The following is a 23,224-nucleotide window of genomic DNA, read 5'->3' as shown; positions in this document are numbered from 1 at the left end:
AGCCTAGGCGAGGTCGGCGTGGGTTCAGCGCGCCGCCGGCAGCGCGCGGGCGAACGCGCGCAGCACTTCGGTCGTGCCCGCGTCGATCTTGACCGTCGCCCGCGCATCGCCGCGTGTCTGGCCGCGGTTGACGATCACGACCGGGAGCTTGCGACGTCGGGCGCGCTCGAGCAGTCGGATGCCGGAGTTGACGACGAGAGACGAGCCGGCGATGACGAGGGCCTCGCTGGTCTGTACCAGCTGCTCGGCCTCGGTGAACTTGGCGACGGGGATGTACTCGCCGAAGAAGACGACGTCGGGCTTGAGCATCCCGTGGCACACGCTGCAATCCGGCACGACGAAGCCGTCGCTGGAAGAGGGGAGGACGTCGCCGTCGGGGCCCAGCTCGACCGCGTCCGGCACCGTGATCCAGGGGTTGTCCGCCTCGACGCGCGCCGCCAGGTCGCGGCGATCGAACACCTGCCCGCAGTGCGTGCAGAGCACGCGGCGCATCGTGCCGTGCAGTTCGACGACACGGCGGCTGCCCGCGCGCACGTGCAGGCCGTCCACGTTCTGGGTGATGACCCCGCTCGCGATGCCCCGGCTCTCCAGCTCGGCGAGGGCGACATGGCCGTCGTTCGGCTGCGCGGCGGCGAAAGCCCGCCATCCCAGGTGGCTGCCGACCCAGTAGCGTCGGCGCGAGGAGGCGCTGGAGAGAAACTGCTGCGCCGTCATCGGGGTGCGCGTGGGGGCACCCTTGCCCCGATAGTCGGGAATGCCGGAGTCCGTCGACACACCCGCGCCGGTGAGCACCGCGATCCGCCGCCCGGACAGGGCGTCCAGGGCGCGCTCAACCGCGTCGGCCGCCTGACGGTCGAGGTGCGGCCCGGCCTCGAACGAGTGATCCAGCAGCGTCGACATGGCGTCCTCCCTCCCACACTCCCTCTTCGAGACTACGCGTCCCGCTTTTCGCGGAGGTTACACGCTGGTCCGTCGCCGCGGCGTCCGGGGCGTGCCAGCATGGACGGATGCCTGTGGTGCGCATCGACGATCCTGCCGACGACCGTCTCGCGGACTACCGCGACCTCACCGACGTCGCTCTGCGGCGTGTGCTGGAGCCGGCGGGCGGTCTCTACATCGCCGAGTCGTCGAAGGTGATCGCCCGCGCCGTCGCCGCCGGTCATCGGCCACGATCCGTGCTGGTGCAGCAGAAGTGGCTCGACGACACGGCGCCCCTCGCCGGTGACGCCCCCGTCTACCTGGTCGATGACGACGTGGCCGAGCGTCTCACCGGCTACGCCGTGCACCGCGGAGCTCTCGCGGCGATGCACCGGCCGGTGCTGCCGTCCGTCGGCGAGGTCGTCGCCGGGGCGCGGCTGGTGCTGGTGCTGGAGGACATCGTCGACCACACCAATGTCGGAGCCGCCTTCCGCGCCGCCGCCGGCCTCGGTGCGGACGCCGTCCTGGTCACGCAACGCTGCGCGGACCCTCTCTACCGTCGGAGCGTCCGGGTGAGCATGGGGACGGTCTTCCAGGTGCCGTGGACCCGCCTTCCCGATGACGCGGCCGGGGGATGGGGCGCCGGCCGCGACCTGCTGCACGATGCCGGGCTGCACCTGGCCGCCCTCGCGCTCGCCGACGACGCGGTGGCCCTCGACGCGTTCGCCGCTGCGCGCCCGCCGCAGGTCGCGCTGCTTCTGGGTGCCGAAGGCGACGGGCTGTCGCGTCGGGCCCTGGCCGCGGCCGACACCGTCGTCACGATCCCGATGGCGGGCGGCGTGGATTCGCTGAACGTCGCCGCCGCGGCGGCGGTCGCGCTCTGGGCGTTGCGTTAGGCCTGCCGGTCCGGCCCCGCGGCGCGATCGCGGCCCGGGGCCTCCACCAGGACCGGAAGCGGCTCGGGGCGCTTCGCGGTGATGTTGTCGCCCGAGGACTGATGGCGAAGGCGACGCAGCACCCAGGGAACGAAGTGCGTGCGCGCCCAGACGAGGTCGTTGGTGCGCGCCTCGCGCCAGGTGAGCTGCGGCAGGGGATCGGGCTGCATCGGCTGCAGATCGTTCGGCACGTTGAGCGCGCGCAACACCATGCGGGCGATCTCGTGGTGTCCGAGAGCGTTGTAGTGCAGGCGGTCGTCGTCGAAGAACCGCATGTCTTGAACCTCCTTCAGCGCCCACTGGTCGGCCACGATGCAGTCGTAGCGGTCGGCGATCGCCCGGATGTTCTCGTTGTAGATGGCGACGCGCCCGCGGATGCCGCGGAACACCGGCGTGAACTCGGTGTCCACACCGGTGAAGACGAGAAGCGTCGCGCCCTGCGAACTCAGCCGGGCGACGGCATCCTCGAACTGCTGCGCCACGGCGTCCGGGTCTCCATTGGGACGCAGGACGTCGTTTCCGCCGGCGGAGAACGTGATGAGGTCGGGGTTGAGTGCGAGCGCGGGCTCGACCTGATCGGCCATGATCTGCGCGATCAGCTTGCCCCGGACGGCGAGGTTGGCGTAGGCGAAATCGTCCACCTGGGCGGCGAGCACCTCGGCGACGCGGTCGGCCCACCCCCGATGGTCGTCGGCCGTGCCGGGAATGGGGTCGCCGATGCCTTCGGTGAAGGAGTCGCCGATCGAGACCATGCGACGCCAGGGGTGCGTGCTCTCGTTGGGGATGTACGGCGAACGGTGCTCGTCGGGGGTGGCTTCGTTCCTGCGCATGACTCTCCTGACTCGTGGTCTTCTTCGAGGCTACCGGCCAGAGGCCTTCCCGCAGAGAGCCGCCGTGGGGGAGGCGTCGTTTAGGGTGGTCAGTCGTGGACGGGACGGACGAGCGAGGACAGGAGCACTTCGGCAGCTTCGCCGCCGAACACCTTTCGCCCGCCTTCCCGCAGCGCGCCCCCTGGGGAACGGCGCAGAATCTCCGCGCGTGGCAGGCCGAAGCGCTCGAGGCGTACTTCTCCGCCGACGGACCGGACGGCGTGGGTTCCGGACCGCGCGACTTCCTCGCCGCCGCGACCCCGGGCGCCGGCAAGACGACCTTCGCCCTGCGTCTGGCGAGTGAACTGCTGCGTCGCGGCATCGTGGACCGCCTCGTCGTGGTCGCGCCCACCGAGCACCTGAAGACCCAATGGGCAGATGCGGCAGCTCGTGTCGGCATCCGACTCGACCCGCGGTTCACCAACCGTCAGAGCGCGCCCGCTCGTCATTTCCACGGCGTCGCCGTCACCTACGCTCAGGTCGCCGTGAAGGCGTCGGTGCATCAACGTCTGACGATGGACGCGCGCACGCTCGTGATCCTCGACGAGGTGCACCACGGCGGTGACGCGCTCAGCTGGGGCGATGCGCTGCGCGAGGCATATGGTCGCGCGACGCGCCGCCTCCTGCTGTCGGGCACACCGTTTCGCAGCGACACGGCACCGATCCCGTTCGTCGAGTACCACCCGAACGAGAAGGGCATCCGCCTCTCGCGCACCGACTACAACTACGGCTACGGGCGCGCGCTCGCGGACGGCGTCGTGCGTCCCGTGCTGTTCCTCGTCTACGCCGGCAAGATGCGCTGGCGCACGAAGGCCGGCGACGAGCTGGAAGCCCACCTCGGTCAGGACAACACCAAGGACGTGACCGCCCAGGCCTGGCGCACCGCCCTCGATCCGGAGGGCGACTGGATCCCCGCGGTGCTGCGCAGCGCCGACCGCCGGCTGAGCGAGGTGCGCCAGGACGTCCCGGATGCCGGGGGACTGGTGATCGCCACGGATCAGACGGCGGCGCGCGCGTACGCCGCGATCCTGCGCGAGATCACCGGCGAGGCGCCGACCGTCGTGCTCTCCGACGACAAGGCCGCCTCGGGCCGCATCGAGACGTTCGGCACGGCGACGACCCGCTGGATGGTGGCCGTGCGCATGGTGTCAGAAGGCGTCGACGTTCCTCGCCTCGCGGTCGGTGTCTATGCCACGAGCGCGTCGACGCCGCTGTTCTTCGCGCAGGCGATCGGCCGCTTCGTGCGGGCCAGGCGCCGGGGCGAGTCGGCATCCGTCTTCCTTCCCAACGTGCCGGTGCTGCTCACGCTCGCCGGGGAGATGGAGCGCGAGCGCGACCACGCTCTCGACCGCGAGGGCGGCGACGACGACGGGCTCGAAGACACTCTGCTCGCCGAGGCGGAGCGCGAAGACAAAGCCTCGGACGAGCTGGAACAGGAGTTCTCCTACCAGGCGCTCGGCTCGGTCGCCCACTTCGACCGTGTGCTCTACGACGGCAAGGAGTTCGGCCAGCTGGCGGTGCCGGGCACCCCGGAGGAGGAGGAGTTCCTGGGGTTGCCGGGGCTGCTCGAACCCGAGCATGTGCACGAACTTCTCATGCAGCGCCAGTCGCGTCAGAGCCGGCACCGTCGTGCCCGAGAAGCGAAAGAAGGAACGGTCGCCACGGAGGCGGTGGACGCCGACGGCGCGCTCCCGCCGGCGCTGCACCGCACCCTGCGCGAACAGCGTCAGCTGCTCAACAGCCTCGTCGGACTCTATGCCCGCCAGAGCGGAGAGCCGCACGGAGCCGTGCATGCCGAGCTGCGCCGCATCTGCGGCGGCCCGGAGGTCGCGCGAGCGACGGTCGCTCAGCTGCAGGCGCGGATCGAGGTGCTGCGCTCGCGCGTGCGCTCCTGAGCTCCCGCCGCCGGCGCGTACACTCGCGCGCATGCCGCAGGAATACTCCTTCACGTCGCACTGGCTCCTGCCGGTCTCGGTGGAGGAGTGCTGGGCGCGGTGCGAGGCCGCCCTGATGGCGGGCGAGGTGCCGTGGTGGCCGGCGGTGCGCCTCGAGCCGCGGAGGACCGCCCTCGCGCCGGGGGACATCGTGCATCTGCGCGTTCGCAGTCCCTGGGGCTACCGCCTGCGCGTCGTGCTCACCGTCACCGATCTCGTGCCGGCGCGGCGGCTGGCGGCGGTGAGCGAGGGAGACCTGGTCGGGAAGGGCAGTGTTCACCTCGCCCCTGCGTCGGCTCCCGCGACCGGCGCGCGTCTGACCTGGGTCTGGGAGGTGTCCGCGACGCGTCGTTGGATGCGTCTGACCGCTCCCGTGCTGCGACCGGTCTTCGCGGCGGCGCACACACTGATCATGCGCCGTGGTGAGCGCGGGCTCATCGCGCATCTCACGCGCGGTTCGGACGTCCGAAAAGCTGGCAATCGCGGCGGCCGCGCTCTGCGCCGCCGCCGCCGCGGCTAGCGTGGGATCCCGTGACCACGCGTTCGGAGCCCACCTCCCGTGACCGCCGCCGCTGGGCGCGCTATCTCGCCGACGAGCGCGCGGAGGCCCAGGTCTACCGCGACCTCGCCCAGCGTCGGGAGGGCGAGGAGCGCGAGATCCTGCTGGCCCTTGCCGAAGCCGAGGGGCGCCACGAGGCGCACTGGCTCGAGCTGCTGGGCGGCGAACCGTCGCGGTTGCCGTCTCCGGGCATCGGCTCGGTGTTTCTGGGTTGGATGGCCCGGAGGTTCGGCTCGATCTTCGTGCTCGCTCTGGCGCAGAACGCGGAAGGACGCTCGCCGTACGACAGTGAACCGTTCGCCACCGCACGCATGGTCGCCGACGAGAAGATCCACCGCGAGGTCGTGCGCGGCCTGGCGGCGCGAGGACGGCGGCGGCTGTCGGGCACGTTCCGCGCGGCCGTCTTCGGCGCCAACGACGGCCTCGTCTCCAACCTCGCTCTGGTGATGGGTATCGGCGCCACCGGCGTGGGGGCGCAGTTCGTGTTGTTCAGCGGCGTCGCCGGCCTTCTCGCCGGTGCTCTGTCCATGGGCGCAGGGGAGTACGTGTCGGTGCGCTCGCAGCGGGAACTGCTGGATGCGACCGAGCCGAGCGACTACGCCGACCATGTGCTGCCGGACCTCGATCTTGATGCGAACGAGCTCGCCTTGGTCTATCGAGCGCGCGGTCTGGGTGAACGCGATGCGCACGAGCGTGCGCGCCAGATCATCGCAGCCGCTCAGGCCGCCGACCGCAGCCAGCCATACCGGTTGCATCGCGCCGCCGGCGCCGATCACGAAGTGGTCGGCAGTGCTCTGGGCGCCGCCGGGTCGAGTTTCCTCTTCTTCGCGTCCGGCGCGATCATCCCGGTGCTGCCCTGGATCTTCGGGCTCAGCGGGCTCCCCGCCGTCGTCCTGGCCCTCGTGCTCGTCGGGACGGCGCTGCTGGGCACGGGAGCCATGGTGGGACTGCTCTCGGGGGCGCCGCCCCTGCGACGAGGGCTGCGGCAGCTGGCGATCGGTTTCGGGGCCGCTGCGGTGACGTACGTCCTCGGTCTGCTCTTCGGCGTCTCGGCGGGCTGAGCCCGGCACCGATTCCGCGTCTGGCTCGGAATCTGGTACTGTCGATCTTCGGTTGCGAAACCGAAAACCACCTGCGCGGGTGGCGGAATAGGTAGACGCGCTAGCTTGAGGTGCTAGTGCCCGTATAGGGCGTGGGGGTTCAAGTCCCCCCTCGCGCACAGAAGGAAAAAGGTCCCGTCAGGGGCCTTTTTCTTTTGTCTCCAGACGTGTCCTCCGCTCTCGGATCGTGGTGTCGGGAGCGCTACCGTGGAGGCATGTCCTCCTCCGAACTGCCCGAGGTCGCCCGCGTCGCGCGCGACCTGATCCGCTTCGACACCACCAACTTCGGCGAGGGGCGCGCGCACGGGGAGCGAGAGGCCGCCGAGTACGTGGGCGCCTACCTCGAGGCGCTCGGCCTGCGTCCCGAGTACTACGAGCCCATCCCGCGACGCACGAACCTGAGCGTCCGCGTGCCCGGCCGCGACCGCGACAAGCCCGCCCTCGTCCTGCACGGCCACCTCGACGTGGTTCCGGCCGTCGCCGAGGACTGGAGCGTCGATCCCTTCGGCGGCGTCGTGAAGGACGGGATGCTGTGGGGACGCGGTGCGGTGGACATGAAGGACATGGATGCCATGATCCTCACCTCCGTCGCCGATCTGCTGCGGGCGGGGGAGCAGCCCGCCCGCGATCTCATCGTCACGTTCTTCGCCGACGAGGAGAACGGCGGCGTCGAGGGCTCTCAGCTCGTCGTCCGCGACCGGCCCGAGTGGTTCGCGGGGGCGACCGAGGCCATCAGCGAGGTCGGCGGCTACTCCATCCCGGTGGGCGAGCGACGCGCGTACCTCCTGCAGGTGGGCGAGAAGGCGCTGGTCTGGCTGCGCCTTCGCGCTCGCGGCGCAGCCGGGCACGGCAGCCGCTTCCACCCGGACAACGCGGTCACGCGTCTCGCGGAGGCGGTGGCCGCGCTCGGCCGCTCGTCGTGGCCGTTGGAGCTGACCGCGACGACGCGTCAGACGGTCGACGGCCTGGCGGCGCTGTGCGGCGCCGACCCGCGGGATCCGGATGCCGTGGCGGACGCGACCGGACCGGCATCCGGCTTCCTCCGCTCCACGTTCCGCACGACGACCAACCCGACCGGTCTCGCCGCCGGCTACAAGCACAACGTGATCCCGGATGCCGCGGTCGCCACGATCGATGTGCGCACCCTTCCGGGGCAGGAAGAACGCGTGCTCGCCGAGATCCAGCGGATCGTGGGCGAGGACGTCGTCGTCGAGGTCTCGCATCGCGACATCGGGCTCGAGGTGCCCTTCGCGGGGGAGCTCGTGGACGCGATGGTCGGGGCCCTCGAGCGTCATGACCCGGGCGTCCCCGTTCTGCCGTATCTCATGGGCGGCGGGACCGACAACAAGGCGCTCGCCGAGCTCGGCATCGCCGGATACGGGTTCGCGCCGCTGCGGCTTCCCACGGATCTCGATTTCACCGGTATGTTCCACGGTGTGGACGAACGCGTCCCCATCGACGCGTTGGTCTTCGGGCAGCGCGTGCTCACCGATCTGATCCGCACGTACTGAAAGGCCCCCCATGCACCTGTTCGAGGCGATCATCCTGGGCCTGGTCCAGGGACTCACCGAGTTTCTCCCCGTCTCCTCCAGTGCCCACCTGCGCATCATGGGCGAGTTCCTCCCGTCCGCCGAAGACCCCGGCGCGACCTTCACCGCCATCACCCAGATCGGCACCGAACTCGCGGTGCTCGTCTACTTCTGGGGCAAGATCGTGCGGATCATCTCCCAGTGGGCGAAGTCGCTGACCGGCCGCGTGCCGCGCAACGACCCCGATGCGCGCATGGGATGGATCGTCATCATCGGCACCATCCCGATCGGCATCGCCGGCTACCTCTTCCAGGACGTGATCCGCGACACGTTCCGAAACCTCTGGCTCGTGGCCACCGTTCTCATCGTCTTCGGTCTCCTGCTGGGGGCCGCCGATGCTCTCGGACGGCGCACCCGCACGGAGGAAGACCTGACCTACGGACACGGCCTCTCCCTCGGCCTCGCGCAGATGCTGGCGCTCATCCCCGGCGTCTCCCGCTCGGGGGCGACCACGACGATGGGGCTGGCGCTCGGCTACACCCGGCCCGCGGCGGCGGAAGTGGCGTTCCTGCTCGCCGTGCCCGCTGTCTTCGGCAGTGGCCTGTACGAGCTGATCCAGGCCATCAAGGATCCGGGCGACCAGGTCTACACGATGGTCGAGACCGGCGTCGCGACCGCCGTCGCGTTCGGGGTGGGCCTCGCCGTGATCGCGTTCCTGATGCGCTACCTCAAGCGCGGCAGCTTCCTGCCGTTCGTGCTGTACCGGCTTGCGCTCGGCATCCTGTTGATCATCCTGCTCAGCTTCGGCGTGCTGCAGGCGTACTGATCAGGAGCGGCGAGGGTCGGGCGGACCAGGTTTGCCGGGACCCTCGCCGCCCCGGCGCAGGTACCGCTCGAACTCCTGCGCGATGGCGTCGCCGGACGCCTCGGGCGAGTCCCAGGTGTCGCGCGTCTGCTCCAGCTGGTGGATGTACTCGGTCATCTCCTCGTCGTCGGCCGCGGCCGCGTCGATCGATGCCTCCCAGGCCAGTGCCTGAGCGGGGAGCTCCCCGCGCGCCACGACCGCGCCCGTCAGATCGGTGACGCGGTCCAGCAGCGCGAGCGTGGCCTTCGGCGACGGGGTATGGCCGGCGACGTAATGCGGAACGTTCGCCCACAGCGCCGCCGTCGGGATGCCGGCCGCCTCGGCGGCCGCAGTGAGCACGCTGAGGATGCCCGCCGGGCCCTCGTACGTGGGCTTCTCGAGGCCGAGCGCGCCGCGGAGGGTGTCGTTCTCGCTGCCGGCGAACACCGAGATCGGTCGCGTATGCGGGACGTCGGACATCATCGAGCCCAGCGCGACGATGCCGGTGATGCCCTCCGTGAGCGCGGCGTCCACGAGCTCGGCGGCGAACGACTGCCAGGCGCGTGCGGGCTCGACCCCGGACAGCACCCACAGGCGTGTGCCGTCGGCGGGATGGAGCGGTCGCCACAGCGTGGCGTCCGGCCAGGTGAGCGTGCGCGAGCCGTCGGCGTCGAGAGTGATCTGAGGGCGGGTGTACTGGTAGTCGAAGTACAGCTCCGGGTCGACGGCGAAGACCTCCCGGTACGCGCCGGACTCGCGGATGTGCGCCGCGGCGGCGGAGGCGGCCTCACCCGCGTCATTCCAGCCGTCGAAGGCCACGATCAGCACGCGGTTACCCAGTTCGTCCACTCCGCCCCTCTCGCACGGTCCATCGATTCCTCCACGATACGCGCCGACGCCGTCGCGAGGGCGGCCGTAACGCGCGCGACAGCGGCGCCGAGGGGCGTCGGTAGCATGGACCGATGAGCTCCGCCCTCCCCGCCGCCGTTCTCTGGGACATGGACGGCACCCTCGTGGACACCGAGCCCTACTGGATGGAGGCCGAGACGGCCCTCGTCGAGAGCTTCGGCGGCACCTGGACGCACGAACAGGCCCTGACTCTGGTGGGCCAGGGACTCGAGACCTCCGGGGCGATCCTTCAGGAGGCCGGCGTGCGGATGTCCGTCGCCGACATCATCGCCCACCTCACCGCAGAGGTGACGCGCCTGCTTTCGGAGCGGGGGAACCCTCTGCGTCCCGGGGCGCACGAGCTGCTGACCGCGCTGCGCGGCGCAGGCATCCGCTGTGCGCTGGTGACGATGTCGATGCGGCGGATGGCATCACAGGTCGTCGCGCCCTTTCCCGAGCTGTTCGAGATCATCGTCGCCGGCGATGACGTCACGCGTCCCAAGCCGTTCCCGGACGCATATCTGCAGGCGTGCCGTGCCCTCGGCATCGACCCCGCCGACGCCGTCGCGATCGAGGACTCGCCGACGGGCGTGCGCGCCGCCGTCGCCGCGGGCGTCACGACGATCGGGGTGCCGCTGATGGTCTCGCTCGTCGGGACGGGCGCCCACACCGTGTGGCCGACACTCGCAGGCCGTACGCCCGAGGACATCGCCGCGGTCCACGCGGCGCACCGGACCCACCGCACAGGAGAGCACGCATGACCACCCCGACATCCCTCGTCGACCTGCGCCCGAGCGGCCCGTTCCGCCTGGGCGACCGCGTGCAGCTGACCGGACCCAAGGGCCGCCTCCACACCGTCACCCTGCGGGAGGGCGGCGAGTTGCACACCCACCACGGCGTGCTCAAACACGAACAGCTGCTCGGTCAGCCCGACGGGTCGGTGGTGACCAACTCCGGTGGTCACGAGTACCTGGCACTGCGGCCGCTGCTGCGCGACTTCGTGATGTCGATGCCGCGCGGTGCTGCCATCGTGTACCCGAAGGATGCCGCGCAGATTCTGGCGTCCGCCGACATCTTCCCCGGCGCGACGGTGGTCGAGGCGGGTGTCGGCTCGGGCGCGCTGTCGATGTGGCTGCTGCGCACGATCGGTCCGGCGGGGCGCCTGATCTCCTTCGAGCGCCGTGACGAGTTCGCGGAGGTGGCTCGTGCCAACGTGGAGACCTTCTTCGGGCACACGCCCGACAGCTGGGAAGTTGTCGTGGGTGACCTCGTGAAAGAGCTTCCCGGTGCGGTGGGCCCGGCATCCGTGGATCGCGTCGTTCTGGACATGCTAGCCCCGTGGGAGTGCATCGACGCGGTTGCCGACGCTCTCACGCCCGGTGGTGTGGTGCTCTGCTACATCGCCACCGCGACCCAACTCAGTCGTGTCGCGGAGTACATCCGCGCCACTGGTCTGTTCACCGAGCCCGAAGCGACCGAGACGATGGTGCGTGGATGGCATGTCGAAGGGCTCGCGGTACGACCGGATCATCGGATGGTCGCACACACGGGGTTTCTCATCACGGCGCGTCGCCTGGCACCGGGTGCGATGCCCCCGGACGTGCGCAAGCGCGCACTGAAGAAGCCCAGTTATGCCGATGAGGACGTCGAACTCTGGACGCCCGGGGCCGTCGGCGACCGTCAGATCACCGACAAGAACCTCCGCAAGCGCGTGCGCGAGGCACAGCGCGCAGCGGACGGCGCTCGGCAGGCGACGGCCGACGCCGTCACGGCCGGGCGCGGTGCACCGGACGACGTAGACTGATCCGGTGCGCCGGATCCCTGCTGCCCTCGCCGTCATCGGCCTGTCTGCTCTGACCCTCGTCGGATGCGCTTCGACGCCCGGATCGGCGGCCTCGTGCGACCGCCCCACCGACAGCTCGGGTGTGCTCAACACGGTGAGCGTCTCCGGGGCTGAGGGCGCCCCCAACGTGACCTTGAGCGCTCCGGTCTACGTCGATCACACGGTCGCCGTCGACGAGACCGTCGGCTCCGGCCTGCGGGTCACCTCCGACATGCAGGATGTGCAGTTCACCATCACGATCATGAGCGGGTCGACCGGTCAGAAGATCCTGACGTCGGGCACGCAGGTGACGCCGCTGTCGAAGTGGCGTGAGCAGTACGCCGGCTTCGCCGAGCTGATGACCTGCGCGACCGAGGGCTCCCGCATCCTCGGCGCCGTTCCGGCCAGCGCGCTGTCGGCCGAGGCCGCGCAGGGGTGGGGCCTCACCGGCGCAGACTCGATCGTCGTGGCGATCGACCTGCAGAAGGTCTACCTCGCCGCGGCGGACGGCACGCCTCAGTACAACGATCGACGGGGGATGCCCTCGGTCGTGCTGGCTCCCAACGGCACGCCGGGCATCATCATCCCGGACACCGCGCCGCCGTCCGACCTCGCCGTGGAGGTGCTGAAGAAGGGCGACGGCCCCGCCGTCGGAGACGGCGATCAGATCCGGATCAACTACACGGGCCTCACGTGGGCCGATCGTAAAGTGTTCGACTCGACGTGGGACAAGGGGGCATCGACGGCGGTCACGCTGGATGCCGTCGTGCCGGGCTTCGCGCAGGCTCTGAAGGGGCAGACGGTCGGGTCGCAGATCCTCGTGGTGATCCCGCCGTCCCTCGGCTATGGGGACAAGACCACCTCATCGATCCCCGCGGGCTCGACGCTCGTGTTCGTCATCGACGTGCTGGGCGTGGACACTCCCGCCGCCCCCTGACCCCGCGCGGCACCGCCGCCGCTCCACAGGCGGCGCCTAAGATTGACGGGTGCCCACCGAGACCAGCCGCAGCGCGCCCGAGGAGCGCCTCGTCAACCTGGTGGTCGCACTCATGGCGACGGAGCAGGGGCTGACGAAGGACACGATCCTGTCGTCGGTGGCCGGCTACCGCGAGCAGGGTTCCGCGGGGGCTTCCAAGGACGCGCTGGAGAAGATGTTCGAGCGCGACAAGGAGAATCTCCGCTCGCTCGGCATCCCCGTGGAGACCATCGGTGACTATGCCGATCCCGATGACCTCCGCGAGGCGCGGTACCGCATTCCCACCGCGGAGTACGAGCTTCCCGCCGACATCGAGTTCACGCCGGCCGAGCTCGCCGTGCTGAATCTCGCCGGTGGTGTCTGGAGCGAGAGCTCCATGTCGGCCGACGCCCGCAGCGGCCTGCGGAAGATCCGCGCGCTGGGCATCGAGGTCGACGCGCCGATCATCGGCTACTCTCCGCGTGTCAATCTGCGCGAGCCTGCCTTCTCGCCGATGCAGCGTGCGATCGAACAGGGACGTGTCGTCGAGTTCTCCTACCTGAAGGCGGGCGAGGCGAACGCACGGGTGCGACGCGTTCAGCCCTACGCGCTGGTCGAGTACGAGGCGAGGTGGCACGTGTACGGCTTCGATCTGGCGCAGGGAGATGTGCGCACCTTCTTGCTGTCCCGGATCGTGTCGGACGTCGCGATCACGCGGACCACGTTCGACCTCGCCCTCCGCGAGGAGGCGGGCGAGCGTGCCCTGACCGGATTGGCGCAACTCGCCGCCCGTCAGCAGGCACTGCTGGAGATCGCCCCCGGCACGGAGGCCGCTCTGCGTCTCACGCGGCGGGCGACGCCCGCCGGCCAGGGGATCCGCGTTCCCTACGTCGACGTGCACATCTTCGCCGACGAGCTCGCGTCGTACGGCCCGGAGGTGCGCGTGGTCGAACCGGAAGACCTGCGCGATCAGGTGATCGCACGTCTGCAACGCACCGTGCAGATACACGGCGGTGCGGTGGGAGAGCGGTCATGAGTGCGCGACGCAAACCTCTGCTGGCCACCGATCGCGCGGCCCTGATCCTGCAGCTCGTGCCGTATCTGATCGGGAAGGGCGAGGTGTCGCTCACCGAGGCGGCGGAGGAGTTCGATGTCACCGTCGAACAGATGCGGGCGATGGTGGAGAAGTTGACCGTCATCGGGCTGCCCGGCGACGGCGGCTTCTGGCAGATGGCGAACGATCTGTTCGACATCGACTGGGATCTTCTGGATCAGCAGGACCTGGTCGTCATCACCAATAGCGTCGGGCTCGAGCGCACCCCGCGTCTGACCGCCCCGGAGGCGGCGGCCCTGCTCGCCGGACTTCGCGTTGCGGCGTCGCTGCCCGGTGTCGGCGAGAGCGGAGTCATCCAGGGTCTGCTGGCCAAGCTGGCGCGCGGCGCCTCCGGCGTGCCCGCCGACGTCATCGTCGCGCCCGGTGAGGTGGACGAGGTGCGCGTGACCGTCGATCGCGCCCTGCGTGACGGCGTCGCCGTGGCCTTCACCTACCAGGCCCCGGATGCCGCGCCCACCACACGCACGGTCGACCCGGTCAAGGTCCACATCGCGGGCGGTCAGTGGTACCTGCAGGGATGGTGCCACCTGCGTCAGGCGATGCGCACCTTCCACCTCGACCGCGTTTCCGACGTGCGTCTCACCGACATCGTGAGCACCCACGGTGACGACACCGTTCCGGGACTGTTCGAGGGCGCCGCCCGCGACGTCGAGGTCGCGGTCCGCTACCGGGCGTCTGCGGCATCGCTGCTGGCCGACTACGTCGTGATCGACGACCCGGCCGACACCGACGCAGCGGTGCGCTCAGCGCGGGTGCGCGTGGGCGACGCCCGCAGTCTGAAACGTGTGGCGGCCAAGCTCGGCGGCGATCTGGAGATCGTCAGTCCCGACGCCGCGCGTCGCGCGGCCGCCGCGTGGGCCGAGGCAGGGCTCGCCCAGTACGCCTGAGCCCTGCGGCGGGGCCGGCAGGTAGACTGGGCGATATCCCCAGACCCGAGGAGACCCTCATGCTCGGAGGCTTGACCGGCTGGCACCTGCTGGCCCTTGTCGTCATCATCCTGCTCCTGTTCGGGGCGGCGAAGCTCCCTGCGCTGGCCAAGAGCGTCGGTCAGTCCGCTCGCGTCTTCAAGGGCGAGATGAAGGCGATGAAGGAAGATGACGCCGCCACCGCGACGCCGCCCGCGCCGCCGGTGACGGGAAGCGCAGCCGGGACGGCCGCTTCGAGCGCCGAGCCCGGACCCGACACCAAGCCCTGACGTCGGTGGCCACGGTCGAGTCCGCTCGTCTCGGCGAGGACGACGTGCCCCGTCGTGATCGACGGATGTCGCTGGCGCAGCACCTCACGGAGCTGCGCCGACGCTTCATCATCGGCATCATCGCGCTCGTGGTCGGCATGATCATCGCCTGGATCTTCACCGACGCCATCATCTGGGCCATGACCGAGCCGATCCGGGTCGTCGCCGCCCAGCGCGGCGACGGCGACGTCGTGACGCTGATGTACCAGAGCATCACGGGTCCGTTCGATATGCGGTTGCGCATCGCGTTGGCGGTCGGCGTCATCTTCTCCGCACCGGTGTGGGTATGGCAGATCTGGGCGTTTCTCGTTCCGGGTCTGACCCGGAAGGAGATCCGCTACACCATCGGGTTCGTGAGCGCCGCCGTGCCGCTGTTCGCCGCCGGGGTGTTCGTCGGGTGGCTGATCATGCCCCACATCGTGGAGCTCATGGCCTCGTTCACTCCGCAGGGCGCGTCGAACATCTACGACTCGAAGTACTACTACGACTTCGTCTTCAAGCTGCTGCTCGTCGTCGGCGTCTCTTTCGTGCTCCCGGTGTTCCTGGTCGCGTTGAACCTTGCGGGGGTGATGAGCGGCATGGCGATCCTGAAGGGCTGGCGAGTGGCCGTTCTCGTGGCGTCGCTGTTCGCAGCCCTCGCCACGCCCGCCGCCGACATCGTCAGCATGCTGCTGCTGGCCGGCATCCTGACGGTGCTCTATTTCGCCGCCGCCGGGCTCTCGGTGATCTTCGATCGCCGACGCGCCAAACGCGAGAAGGCGCTCGGGCTCGACCTGTGACGGATCCCGCCAGCCGCTACGCGCAGGCGCAGGCCCGTCAGGCGCATCCGATCACGGCCTCCTTCGCCGACGAGCAGCGCTTCGACCTCGACCCCTTCCAGATCGCGGGCTGTCATGCCCTGGAGGACGGACGCAGCGTCCTGGTGGCAGCGCCCACCGGCGCGGGAAAGACCATCGTCGGCGAGTTCGCCGTGCATCTGGCCATGCGCGAACCCGATGAGAAGGCGTTCTACACGACCCCGATGAAGGCGCTGTCGAACCAGAAGTTCCGCGAGCTGCAGCAGGTCTACGGCGAGGACGAGGTGGGCCTGCTCACGGGGGACACCAACATCAACGGCAACGCCCGCGTCGTCGTGATGACCACCGAGGTTCTTCGCAACATGCTCTACGCCGATTCGCCGGCACTGCGCGGCTTGCGGTACGTGGTGATGGACGAAGTCCACTACCTCGCCGATCGGTTCCGCGGGGCGGTGTGGGAGGAGGTCATTATCCATCTGCCCGCGCGCGTGAAGCTGGTATCGCTGTCGGCGACCGTGTCGAACGCAGAGGAGTTCGGCGACTGGCTCGACACCGTGCGCGGTGACACCGCGGTGATCGTCTCCGAGACCCGCCCTGTTCCGCTGGAGCAGCATGTTCTGGTGCGCGGTGACCTGCTGCCGCTGTTCGACGACCGGGCCGGAATCGCGACCGCGCAGGTCAATCAGGAGCTCATGCGCCTGCGATCGGTGCGCGGCTCCACCTTCGAGAGCAATCGGCGGGCGCAGGACTATCGCTCGCAGCGTCATCGGATGCAAGGCGATCGATCGGGCGGTCCGCGGCCTCCGAAGGGGGGAGTGCGCCCCCTGCGCTCCGCCAACGCGCAGCGCATCGAGCGCATCGACCGCCCGCAGGTGGTGGAACTGCTCGCGCGGGCGAACCTCCTGCCGGCGATCTTCTTCATCTTCAGTCGCGCGGGGTGCGAGGCAGCGGTGCAGCAGCTCCGACGCTCCGGTGTTCGTTTGACCGACCGCGACGAGCGCGATGAGATCCGTCGCATCGTCGACGAGCGCACGCTGACGCTTCCCGACGAGGATCTTGCCGTCCTCGGCTTCTGGGAGTGGCGGGAGAACCTCGAACGCGGTGTCGCCGCCCACCATGCGGGCCTGCTCCCCGCCTTCAAGGAGATCGTCGAGGAGCTCTTCCAGCGAAAGCTCGTCAAAGTCGTCTTCGCGACCGAGACGCTCGCGCTCGGCATCAACATGCCGGCACGCACCGTCGTCCTCGAGAAGCTGGAGAAGTTCAATGGCGAGGCGCGGGTCGCCATCACCTCCGGCGAGTACACGCAGCTGACGGGACGTGCGGGACGCCGCGGCATCGATGTCGAAGGTCACGCGGTCATCCAGTGGAGCGAGAGTCTCGATCCCCAGGCCGTCGCGGCCCTCGCCTCGCGGCGCACCTACCCGCTCAACTCGAGCTTCCGTCCGACGTACAACATGGCGGTCAACCTCATCGACCAGTTCGGTCGGGCCCGGGCGCGCGAGATCCTCGAGTCGTCGTTCGCCCAGTTCCAGGCCGACCGGGCCGTGGTGGGGCTGGCGCGCGAGGTCAAGGATGCCGAGGAGTCCCTCGCCGGCTATGCGGCGTCGATGGCATGTGAGAGGGGCGATTTCGCCGAGTTCGCGCGGATGAGGCGCGAGCTGGGCGATCTCGAACGCAAGGGCGACCGGTCCGGACCGCCGAAGGTGCGCCAGCAGCGCCAGGAGCGGATCGAGTCGCTGCGGCGCAGCCTCAAGCGGCACCCGTGCCAGAGCTGTCCCGATCGTGAGAAGCACGCCCGGTGGGCCGAGCGGTACGGCAAACTCCGGCGCCATACCGACAAACTGCGTCAGCAGATCGACATGCGCACCGGCACCGTCGCCCGCATCTTCGACCGGGTCGTCGATGTGCTCACCGCGCTGGACTACGTGCATCTCGATCCCCACGGCGCCACCGCCTTGACCGCCGCCGGCGCGACGATGAAGCGGATCTACGGCGAACGTGATCTCCTCGTCGCGGAGTCGTTGCGCACCCGTATCTGGAAAGACCTCGACCCGGCGGGTCTTGCCGCTCTTGCCTGCTGCCTCGTCTACGAGCCGCGTCGCGACGAGAGCGGCCCCGGAGAGCACGGACTCCCACGCGGCGCATTCCGCGGGGCATTGACGGCGACGCAGGAGCTGTGGGCGCGTCTGGACGATCTGGAGCAGGACCATCGTCTGCCCGGGTCGTCACCGGTCGCCACCGGTCTTGCCCAGGCGATGCACTCCTGGGCGCGGGGGGCTTCGCTCGACCGCGTGCTGCAGGAGGCGGATCTCGCCGCCGGCGACTTCGTACGCTGGACGAAGCAGACCATCGACCTGCTCGATCAGCTGTCGATGGTCGCTGACGCTCCGCTCGCCACGACGGCCCGGGCGGCCCTCGACGCCGTCCGGCGCGGGATCGTTGCATACGGCTCGTACTGAATCTGCTCGCCTAGGCTCGATCTGTGTCCGAACGACTTCGCCCCGCCGCGTCGGCGCGACCGCTACTTCCGCTGTGGGCCGCCGCTGTCGTGGCGACCGCCGCGGGGCTGGTGCTCACGCTCGCGTTTCCCGCTCTGTCGTGGTGGCCGGTGGTCTTCGTCGCTGTGCCGCTGGCGCTGCTGACGCTCGTCGGACGGCGCACCGGAGGCGCGTTCGTGGTCGGGCTCCTCTTCGGCGCGGGGCTGTTCTTCGTGAATTTCTCCTTCACCGCACGTTACCTCGGACCGGTGCCGTGGATCGCCCTGTCGGCGCTGGAGTCGGTGCTGACGGCGGTCATGGCGATCCCCATCGCCTGGGCGTATCGCTGGATGCCTCGTTGGGCCCCCGGTACCGCGGGAAGACTCATCGCGCTGCCTGCTCTCGTAGCCGGGTTGTGGGTGTCGCGGGAGGAGCTCCAGGGCACCTTCCCCTACGGAGGCTTTCCCTGGACCCGCATCGCCGTGACGCAGGCGGACTCGCCGCTCGCGCACGTCACGTCGTGGACGGGAATGAGCGGTCTGTCGTTCCTCATCGTCTTCGCCTGTGCGGCGGCGATCGAGGTGGCGCGGCTCGGGGCTGTGACGCGCGCGCAGGTCGCGGCGCTGCGGGCACTGCCCGCGGGGATCACCGTGCTCGTGCTGTTTCTGCTTCCCGCCTTTCCGACAACGGATGCCGGCCGCATCCGCGTGGGCGCGGTGCAGGGCAACGGGCCCGCCGGCTACTTCGATCAGCATGCGGCTTACGACGTGTTCCGTGCGCAGCTGGCGGCGACGCGACCCATCGAAGACCGCGACATCGATCTGCTGCTGTGGCCGGAGGGCGGGATCGACGCCGACCCGCTGTCGAACACGTCGGTCCGAACGGCGTTGGACGCTGTGGCCGCCCGTGTGGGCGCACCCTTACTGGTCAGTGGGGTCACCCAGCGCGGTGAGCAGTACTTCAATTCCTCGCTGCTGTGGCAGGTGGGCGCTCAGAACCCGACCGCCCTGTACGACAAGCGCCACCCTGTTCCTTTCGGTGAGTACGTGCCGGACCGCTGGTTCTACAACATGCTCGCGCCGGATCTCATCGGCCTCATCCAGCGCGAATACACCCCGGGAACGACGACGCCGATGTTCGATGTCGACGGGGTGGGGGTCGGGCTCGCCATCTGCTTCGACGTGATCTACGACGACGTGATCCGCGAGGGTGCTCTCGCCGGCGCCCAGGTCTACATGTTCCAGACGAACAACGCCGACTTCCGCGGTACTGACGAGAACCTGCAGCAGCTCGCGTTCGCCCGCATCCGCGCGGTGGAGAGCGGTCGTGCCGTCGTCAACCTGTCCACCGTCGGCACCAGTCAAGTCATCGGGCCCGATGGTCGCACGATCGACGCGCTGCCCGCCGACGAGCCGGGGGCGATGGTCACCGATGTGCCCTTGCGCACCGGGCTGACCCCCGGCATCCTCCTCGGCGATGCCGTGCAGACCCTGCTCGGATGGGGCAGTGTGGTGGCGCTCGCGGTGGTCGGTCTCATCGTCCGCCGTCGCGCGCGCACGCCGAAGACGCCGACCCCCGAAGGGGCCGGCGTCGAAGCGGGGGAGTGAGCGTCAGGCGCTCAGGCGCGAATCGTCCGCGGCGCCGCGACGGGCGCGCAGCAGGGAGAGGCGCTCTTCGAGCAGCTCCTCCAGCTCGGAAACGGTGCGACGCTCCAGCAGCATGTCCCAGTGGGTACGGGGAGCCTTGTCGCCGGAGTGGTCGACCTCGACGACCGAGTCGCCCACGCGGAGCACGGCCTCGGCGCCGCAGGTGCGGCATTCCCAGGCCTCGGGAAGCTCGGCGTCGGCCGCGAAGGTCATCACGGTCTCGCGTCCGCACTGCGTGCAGACATAGGTGTGGTTGGCGCGCTCATGGAACACGACGCCTTCTTCGCTCTGTAGGCTCGAGGCGCCGAGTCGGATGCCGCGCAGGCTGCGATCTGCCATTGTGTGGTCCTCTCGTCGTGTCAGGTATAACGTGCGGACCTGTGTGCCTCATCCGAACGGCCGTGCCAAATCGCCCTTTCACAGGGGATCCCCAGCCCTGATCAGGGGCGCGAGGCTGTGGCGTTCAGTGCGAGGTCGGCGCGATCGGTGACGAGACCGTCGACGCCGAGAGCCAGGAGTCGATCCATGTCGTGGCGGTCGTTGACCGTCCAGACGTGCACCTCGACGTCGGCGTCGTGAACGAGGCGCAGCAGGCGTGGCGTCACGATGCGCATCGGTCCCTGGCGCTCGGGAATCTGCACGGCATCCACCCCACGAAGTACGCGTCTGACCAGAGCGCTCGATCCGGTCGAAACGGCGGCGAGCAGCCTTGCGACGGTCTCACGGCCGGCGGACGTCGCCGGCTCGCCGCCGAGATGACGCGCCGCCTCGAGTGCGCGCCGCCGACGCGCATCCGAGAAGCTCGTGATCAGCACGCGATCCGCGTGACCGGCGACGATGCGCCCCAGCGGAAGGGCCGCATCGGGGGACTTGACGTCGATGTTGAAGCGCAGCGTCGGAAACGCCTCGATCGTGTCGGCGGCGCTCGCGAGCCCCCCGCGGTCGGCCATGATCTCCACGAGCTCGTCGTGGCGCACGGCCGCGATCTTTCGCGGATCACCGGTGACTCGGAGCAGATCGTCATCGTGGAAGAAGACCACGACGCCGTCAGCGGTCAGATGGCAGTCCGACTCCACGTACTTCGCACCGATCGCGTGCGCGGCGGCGAAAGCGGCGACCGTGTTCTCCACGATGCCCTCGGCGTCCGTCGGGACGAAGCCGCGATGAGCCAGCACACGCGGAGCGGCGCTGGCGGCGAACCACGGGTGGCTCACGAGGGCTCGGTGGGAGGCGCGCCCGTCGTCGCGGTCGACGCGGGTGCGCCTCCGGCATCCGTGCGTGCGGCGAACGCGCTTCCGAGGCCCTTCATCGCCTCCGTGAACTCGCTCGGGATGATCCACAGCTTGCTGGATGAGCTGTCGCTGATCTTGGGCAGCGTCTGCAGATACTGGTAGGCGAGCAGCTTGTCGTCGGGGCGGCCCGCGTGGATCGCCGAAAAGACGTTCTCGATGGCGGCGGCCTCACCCTCGGCGCGAAGGATCGCCGCCTGCTTGTCGCCCTCGGCTTTGAGGATCTCCGCCTGCCGGCGGCCCTCGGCCTCGAGGATCTGGGACTGCTTGGAGCCTTCGGCGGTGAGGATCGCGGCGCGTCGGTCACGCTCGGCGCGCATCTGCTTCTCCATGGAGTCCTGGATCGAGTGCGGCGGATCGATCGCCTTCAGCTCGACGCGCGAAACCCGCAGCCCCCACTTTCCGGTGGCCTCGTCGAGAACGACGCGCAGTTGACCGTTGATGTTGTCGCGGCTGGTGAGGGCTTCTTCGAGATTGAGCCCGCCGACGACGTTTCGCAGCGTCGTCGTGGTGAGCTGTTCGACGGCCGACAGGTAGTTTGCGATCTCGTACGTCGCGGCGCGCGCGTCGGTGACCTGGAAGTAGACGACGGTGTCGATGGAGACCACGAGGTTGTCCTCGGTGATGACCGGCTGCGGCGGGAAGGACACGACCTGTTCGCGCATGTCGACGAGGGGTCGCAGGCGGTCGATGAACGGCACCAGGAGGTTCAGCCCGGGGGAGAGGGTGCGTTGGTAGCGGCCCAGGCGCTCGACGACACCGGAGTAGGCCTGCGGGATGATCCGAATGGATCGGAAGAGAACCACGATCACGAAGATCGCGATCACGACGAGCAGGACGATCACGAAGATCTGACCCACGAACGCTCCGACGTCGACCATCAGTCGGCACTCCTTTCGGGAGAGTCGGATGCCGCCGAGGAGCCGGCGGCGGGGGAGGAGGGAAGTGGCGCCACCTCGACCGTGGCGCCACGGATCGCTGTGACCACCACTCGGTCGCCGGCAGAGAACGCGGGCGACGCCGGGGCGAGCTCTGCCGTCCACAGTTCTCCGTTGTCGAGGCGGACGAATCCGCGCCCGTCGACAAAGGGCGTCGTGACGCGCGCGGCCATGCCGTAGAGCGCGTCGACGTTCGTCGGATGCGGCTGGCTCGATCTGTGCAACGCCTTCAGCAGCAGCGGGCGGATCGTGAACAGCAGCAATGCCGAGACCGCGGCGGCGAGGAGCACCTGCAGCCACCAGGGGCCCCCGAGCAGGTTCGTTCCGAGGCCGCCGATGACCGAGCCTGCGGCCAGCATGAGAAAGGTGAACTCGAGGGTCAGCAGCTCGATGATCACGAAAGCCACGGCGAGCACGAGCCAGGCGATCCAGAGATACTGCGTGAGATCGGGCAGCATGTGCGCTCCCTTCGTGGGCCTTGTTCGAACCCTAACACCCGCCCGTCTCGACGCGGTGGCCTCCCGGCGGGTGTTCGTGTGGCACCGGTTGATAGTGTCGAGAGGGCTGCGGCGACACCCGCCCGGCATCCGTCTTCTTGCAGGAGCAATCATGTCCCAGCCCATCCCCGCCGGCTCGCTCGCCGGACGGACGGCCCTCGTCACCGGATCTTCGCGCGGCATCGGTGCCGACACGGCTCGCTACCTCGCCGAGGGCGGCGCGAACGTCGTCATCAACTTCCGCAACAAGGCACCGCGAGCCGAGAAGCTCGCTGCCGAGCTGCGGGAACTCGGCGTCGAGGTGCTGGTCGTCGGCGCCGATCTGACCGATGCCGGTTCGGTGGCGGCGATGATGGAAGCCGTCAAGGAGACGTTCGGAACTCTCGATCTGCTCGTGCTCAACGCGTCGGGCGGAATGGAGAGCGGAATGGGCGCCGACTATGCGCTCGTCCTCAACCGCGACGCCCAGCTGGGAGTCCTCGAGGCCGCGCTGCCCCTGCTGCACGACGGCTCTCGGGTGGTCTTCGTCACGAGCCACCAGGCCCACTTCATCCGCACGACACCGACGATGCCCGAGTACGAGCCGGTCGCCTTGTCCAAGCGTGCCGGTGAAGACGCGCTGCGCGAGCGGATCCCCGCCCTCGCCGAACAGGGCATCGATTTCGTCGTCGTGTCGGGTGACATGATCGAGGGCACGATCACCGCCACGCTTCTCGAGCGCGCCAACCCGGGCGCCATCGCCGATCGCCGCGAGTCGGCCGGCAAGCTGTACAACGTGTCGGAGTTCGCCGCGGAGGTCGCCCTCGCGGCCGTCGAGCCGGTTCCGGCCGACAACACGCGTCTCGTCGGAGACGTGAGCTCGTTCGGCGGAGAGTGAGC

At 69.5% G+C, this 23,224-nt stretch carries 23 protein-coding genes and 1 tRNA gene; 17 read left to right on the top strand and 7 right to left on the bottom strand.

Going from position 1 to position 23,224, the window contains the following annotated elements:
* Positions 1-24 precede the first annotated feature (24 nt).
* Positions 25-900 (bottom strand): Sir2 family NAD-dependent protein deacetylase, encoded by an 876-nt coding sequence (locus CEP17_RS05930; RefSeq protein WP_112931603.1) that lies wholly within the window; start codon positions 898-900, stop codon positions 25-27.
* Positions 901-1,007: 107 nt separating this feature from the next.
* Here CEP17_RS05930 and CEP17_RS05925 point away from each other — a divergent pair, with 107 nt between their 5' ends.
* The gene (locus CEP17_RS05925; RefSeq protein WP_112931602.1) at positions 1,008-1,814 is read left to right on the top strand and encodes an RNA methyltransferase; all 807 of its coding nucleotides are present in this window, start codon (positions 1,008-1,010) and stop codon (positions 1,812-1,814) included.
* On the opposite strand, the gene CEP17_RS05920 is transcribed toward CEP17_RS05925, so the two are convergent.
* Positions 1,811-2,683: an SGNH/GDSL hydrolase family protein gene (locus CEP17_RS05920; RefSeq protein ID WP_112931601.1), complete on the bottom strand. Its 873-nt coding sequence runs from the start codon at positions 2,681-2,683 to the stop codon at positions 1,811-1,813. The genes CEP17_RS05925 and CEP17_RS05920 overlap by 4 nt on opposite strands.
* 95 nt (positions 2,684-2,778) lie before the next feature.
* Here CEP17_RS05920 and CEP17_RS05915 point away from each other — a divergent pair, with 95 nt between their 5' ends.
* The 6 genes from CEP17_RS05915 (at position 2,779) to CEP17_RS05890 (ending at position 8,670) form a co-directional block, all read left to right on the top strand.
* Complete coding sequence (locus tag CEP17_RS05915; RefSeq protein ID WP_039416067.1) at positions 2,779-4,617, top strand: DEAD/DEAH box helicase; 1,839 nt, start codon at positions 2,779-2,781, stop codon at positions 4,615-4,617.
* A 31-nt stretch (positions 4,618-4,648) separates the two neighbouring features.
* Positions 4,649-5,176: a hypothetical protein gene (locus CEP17_RS05910; protein ID WP_112931600.1), complete on the top strand. Its 528-nt coding sequence runs from the start codon at positions 4,649-4,651 to the stop codon at positions 5,174-5,176.
* An 11-nt stretch (positions 5,177-5,187) separates the two neighbouring features.
* Positions 5,188-6,276 carry a VIT1/CCC1 family protein gene (locus CEP17_RS05905; protein WP_112931599.1) on the top strand — a complete coding sequence of 363 codons (1,089 nt, stop codon included), beginning with the start codon at positions 5,188-5,190 and terminating at the stop codon, positions 6,274-6,276.
* Between the two features lie 73 nt (positions 6,277-6,349).
* A tRNA-Leu gene (locus tag CEP17_RS05900) sits at positions 6,350-6,434 on the top strand.
* A gap of 96 nt (positions 6,435-6,530) precedes the next feature.
* Positions 6,531-7,826: a M20/M25/M40 family metallo-hydrolase gene (locus tag CEP17_RS05895; protein ID WP_112931598.1), complete on the top strand. Its 1,296-nt coding sequence runs from the start codon at positions 6,531-6,533 to the stop codon at positions 7,824-7,826.
* A 10-nt stretch (positions 7,827-7,836) separates the two neighbouring features.
* Positions 7,837-8,670, top strand: coding sequence for an undecaprenyl-diphosphate phosphatase (locus tag CEP17_RS05890; RefSeq protein WP_039416063.1), 834 nt, complete (start codon positions 7,837-7,839; stop codon positions 8,668-8,670).
* On the opposite strand, the gene CEP17_RS05885 is transcribed toward CEP17_RS05890, so the two are convergent.
* Positions 8,671-9,537 (bottom strand): PAC2 family protein, encoded by an 867-nt coding sequence (locus CEP17_RS05885; RefSeq protein WP_112931597.1) that lies wholly within the window; start codon positions 9,535-9,537, stop codon positions 8,671-8,673. It abuts the gene before it with no gap.
* 113 nt (positions 9,538-9,650) lie between these two features.
* Here CEP17_RS05885 and CEP17_RS05880 point away from each other — a divergent pair, with 113 nt between their 5' ends.
* From CEP17_RS05880 to lnt, 9 genes are all read left to right on the top strand, one after another.
* Positions 9,651-10,337, top strand: a complete 687-nt coding sequence (locus tag CEP17_RS05880; protein ID WP_112931596.1) for an HAD family phosphatase — start codon at positions 9,651-9,653, stop codon at positions 10,335-10,337.
* Positions 10,334-11,380, top strand: a complete 1,047-nt coding sequence (locus CEP17_RS05875) for a tRNA (adenine-N1)-methyltransferase (protein ID WP_112931595.1) — start codon at positions 10,334-10,336, stop codon at positions 11,378-11,380. The genes CEP17_RS05880 and CEP17_RS05875 overlap by 4 nt, the downstream gene beginning before the upstream one ends.
* Positions 11,381-11,384: 4 nt before the next feature.
* Positions 11,385-12,335, top strand: a complete 951-nt coding sequence (locus tag CEP17_RS05870; protein ID WP_036287765.1) for an FKBP-type peptidyl-prolyl cis-trans isomerase — start codon at positions 11,385-11,387, stop codon at positions 12,333-12,335.
* A gap of 49 nt (positions 12,336-12,384) precedes the next feature.
* Positions 12,385-13,389 (top strand): WYL domain-containing protein, encoded by a 1,005-nt coding sequence (locus CEP17_RS05865; protein ID WP_112931594.1) that lies wholly within the window; start codon positions 12,385-12,387, stop codon positions 13,387-13,389.
* Complete coding sequence (locus CEP17_RS05860; RefSeq protein WP_112931593.1) at positions 13,386-14,354, top strand: WYL domain-containing protein; 969 nt, start codon at positions 13,386-13,388, stop codon at positions 14,352-14,354. The genes CEP17_RS05865 and CEP17_RS05860 overlap by 4 nt, the downstream gene beginning before the upstream one ends.
* A gap of 59 nt (positions 14,355-14,413) precedes the next feature.
* Entirely contained in the window at positions 14,414-14,662 is a 249-nt protein-coding gene (locus tag CEP17_RS05855; RefSeq protein ID WP_036320886.1) for a twin-arginine translocase TatA/TatE family subunit, read from the top strand.
* Between the two features lie 65 nt (positions 14,663-14,727).
* Positions 14,728-15,480, top strand: coding sequence for a twin-arginine translocase subunit TatC (gene tatC / locus CEP17_RS05850; RefSeq protein ID WP_036320888.1), 753 nt, complete (start codon positions 14,728-14,730; stop codon positions 15,478-15,480).
* Positions 15,477-17,957 carry a DEAD/DEAH box helicase gene (locus CEP17_RS05845; RefSeq protein WP_112931592.1) on the top strand — a complete coding sequence of 827 codons (2,481 nt, stop codon included), beginning with the start codon at positions 15,477-15,479 and terminating at the stop codon, positions 17,955-17,957. Before tatC ends, CEP17_RS05845 begins: the two co-directional genes overlap by 4 nt.
* Positions 17,958-17,980: 23 nt before the next feature.
* Entirely contained in the window at positions 17,981-19,582 is a 1,602-nt protein-coding gene (gene lnt / locus CEP17_RS05840) for an apolipoprotein N-acyltransferase (protein ID WP_112931591.1), read from the top strand.
* 3 nt (positions 19,583-19,585) lie between these two features.
* Here lnt and CEP17_RS05835 read toward each other — a convergent pair whose 3' ends face one another.
* The 4 genes from CEP17_RS05835 to CEP17_RS05820 all read right to left on the bottom strand — a co-directional run bounded on the left by CEP17_RS05835 (position 19,586) and on the right by CEP17_RS05820 (position 22,306).
* Complete coding sequence (locus tag CEP17_RS05835) at positions 19,586-19,960, bottom strand: RNA polymerase-binding protein RbpA (protein ID WP_112931590.1); 375 nt, start codon at positions 19,958-19,960, stop codon at positions 19,586-19,588.
* A gap of 101 nt (positions 19,961-20,061) precedes the next feature.
* Positions 20,062-20,835 (bottom strand): glycerophosphodiester phosphodiesterase family protein, encoded by a 774-nt coding sequence (locus tag CEP17_RS05830; protein WP_036316508.1) that lies wholly within the window; start codon positions 20,833-20,835, stop codon positions 20,062-20,064.
* Entirely contained in the window at positions 20,832-21,791 is a 960-nt protein-coding gene (locus tag CEP17_RS05825) for an SPFH domain-containing protein (protein ID WP_112931589.1), read from the bottom strand. Before CEP17_RS05825 ends, CEP17_RS05830 begins: the two co-directional genes overlap by 4 nt.
* The gene (locus CEP17_RS05820; protein WP_036316504.1) at positions 21,791-22,306 is read right to left on the bottom strand and encodes an NfeD family protein; all 516 of its coding nucleotides are present in this window, start codon (positions 22,304-22,306) and stop codon (positions 21,791-21,793) included. Before CEP17_RS05820 ends, CEP17_RS05825 begins: the two co-directional genes overlap by 1 nt.
* 151 nt (positions 22,307-22,457) lie before the next feature.
* Between CEP17_RS05820 and CEP17_RS05815 the strand changes: the two genes are divergently transcribed.
* Positions 22,458-23,222 (top strand): SDR family oxidoreductase, encoded by a 765-nt coding sequence (locus tag CEP17_RS05815; RefSeq protein WP_039416052.1) that lies wholly within the window; start codon positions 22,458-22,460, stop codon positions 23,220-23,222.
* The last annotated feature ends 2 nt before the right edge of the window (positions 23,223-23,224 follow it).

It is taken from the genome of Microbacterium sp. PM5 (assembly GCF_003293595.1).
Taxonomy (GTDB): Bacteria; Actinomycetota; Actinomycetes; order Actinomycetales; family Microbacteriaceae; genus Microbacterium.
The sequence above is the reverse complement of the archived record's forward strand: the minus strand, read 5'-3'. Positions and strand labels throughout refer to the sequence as shown.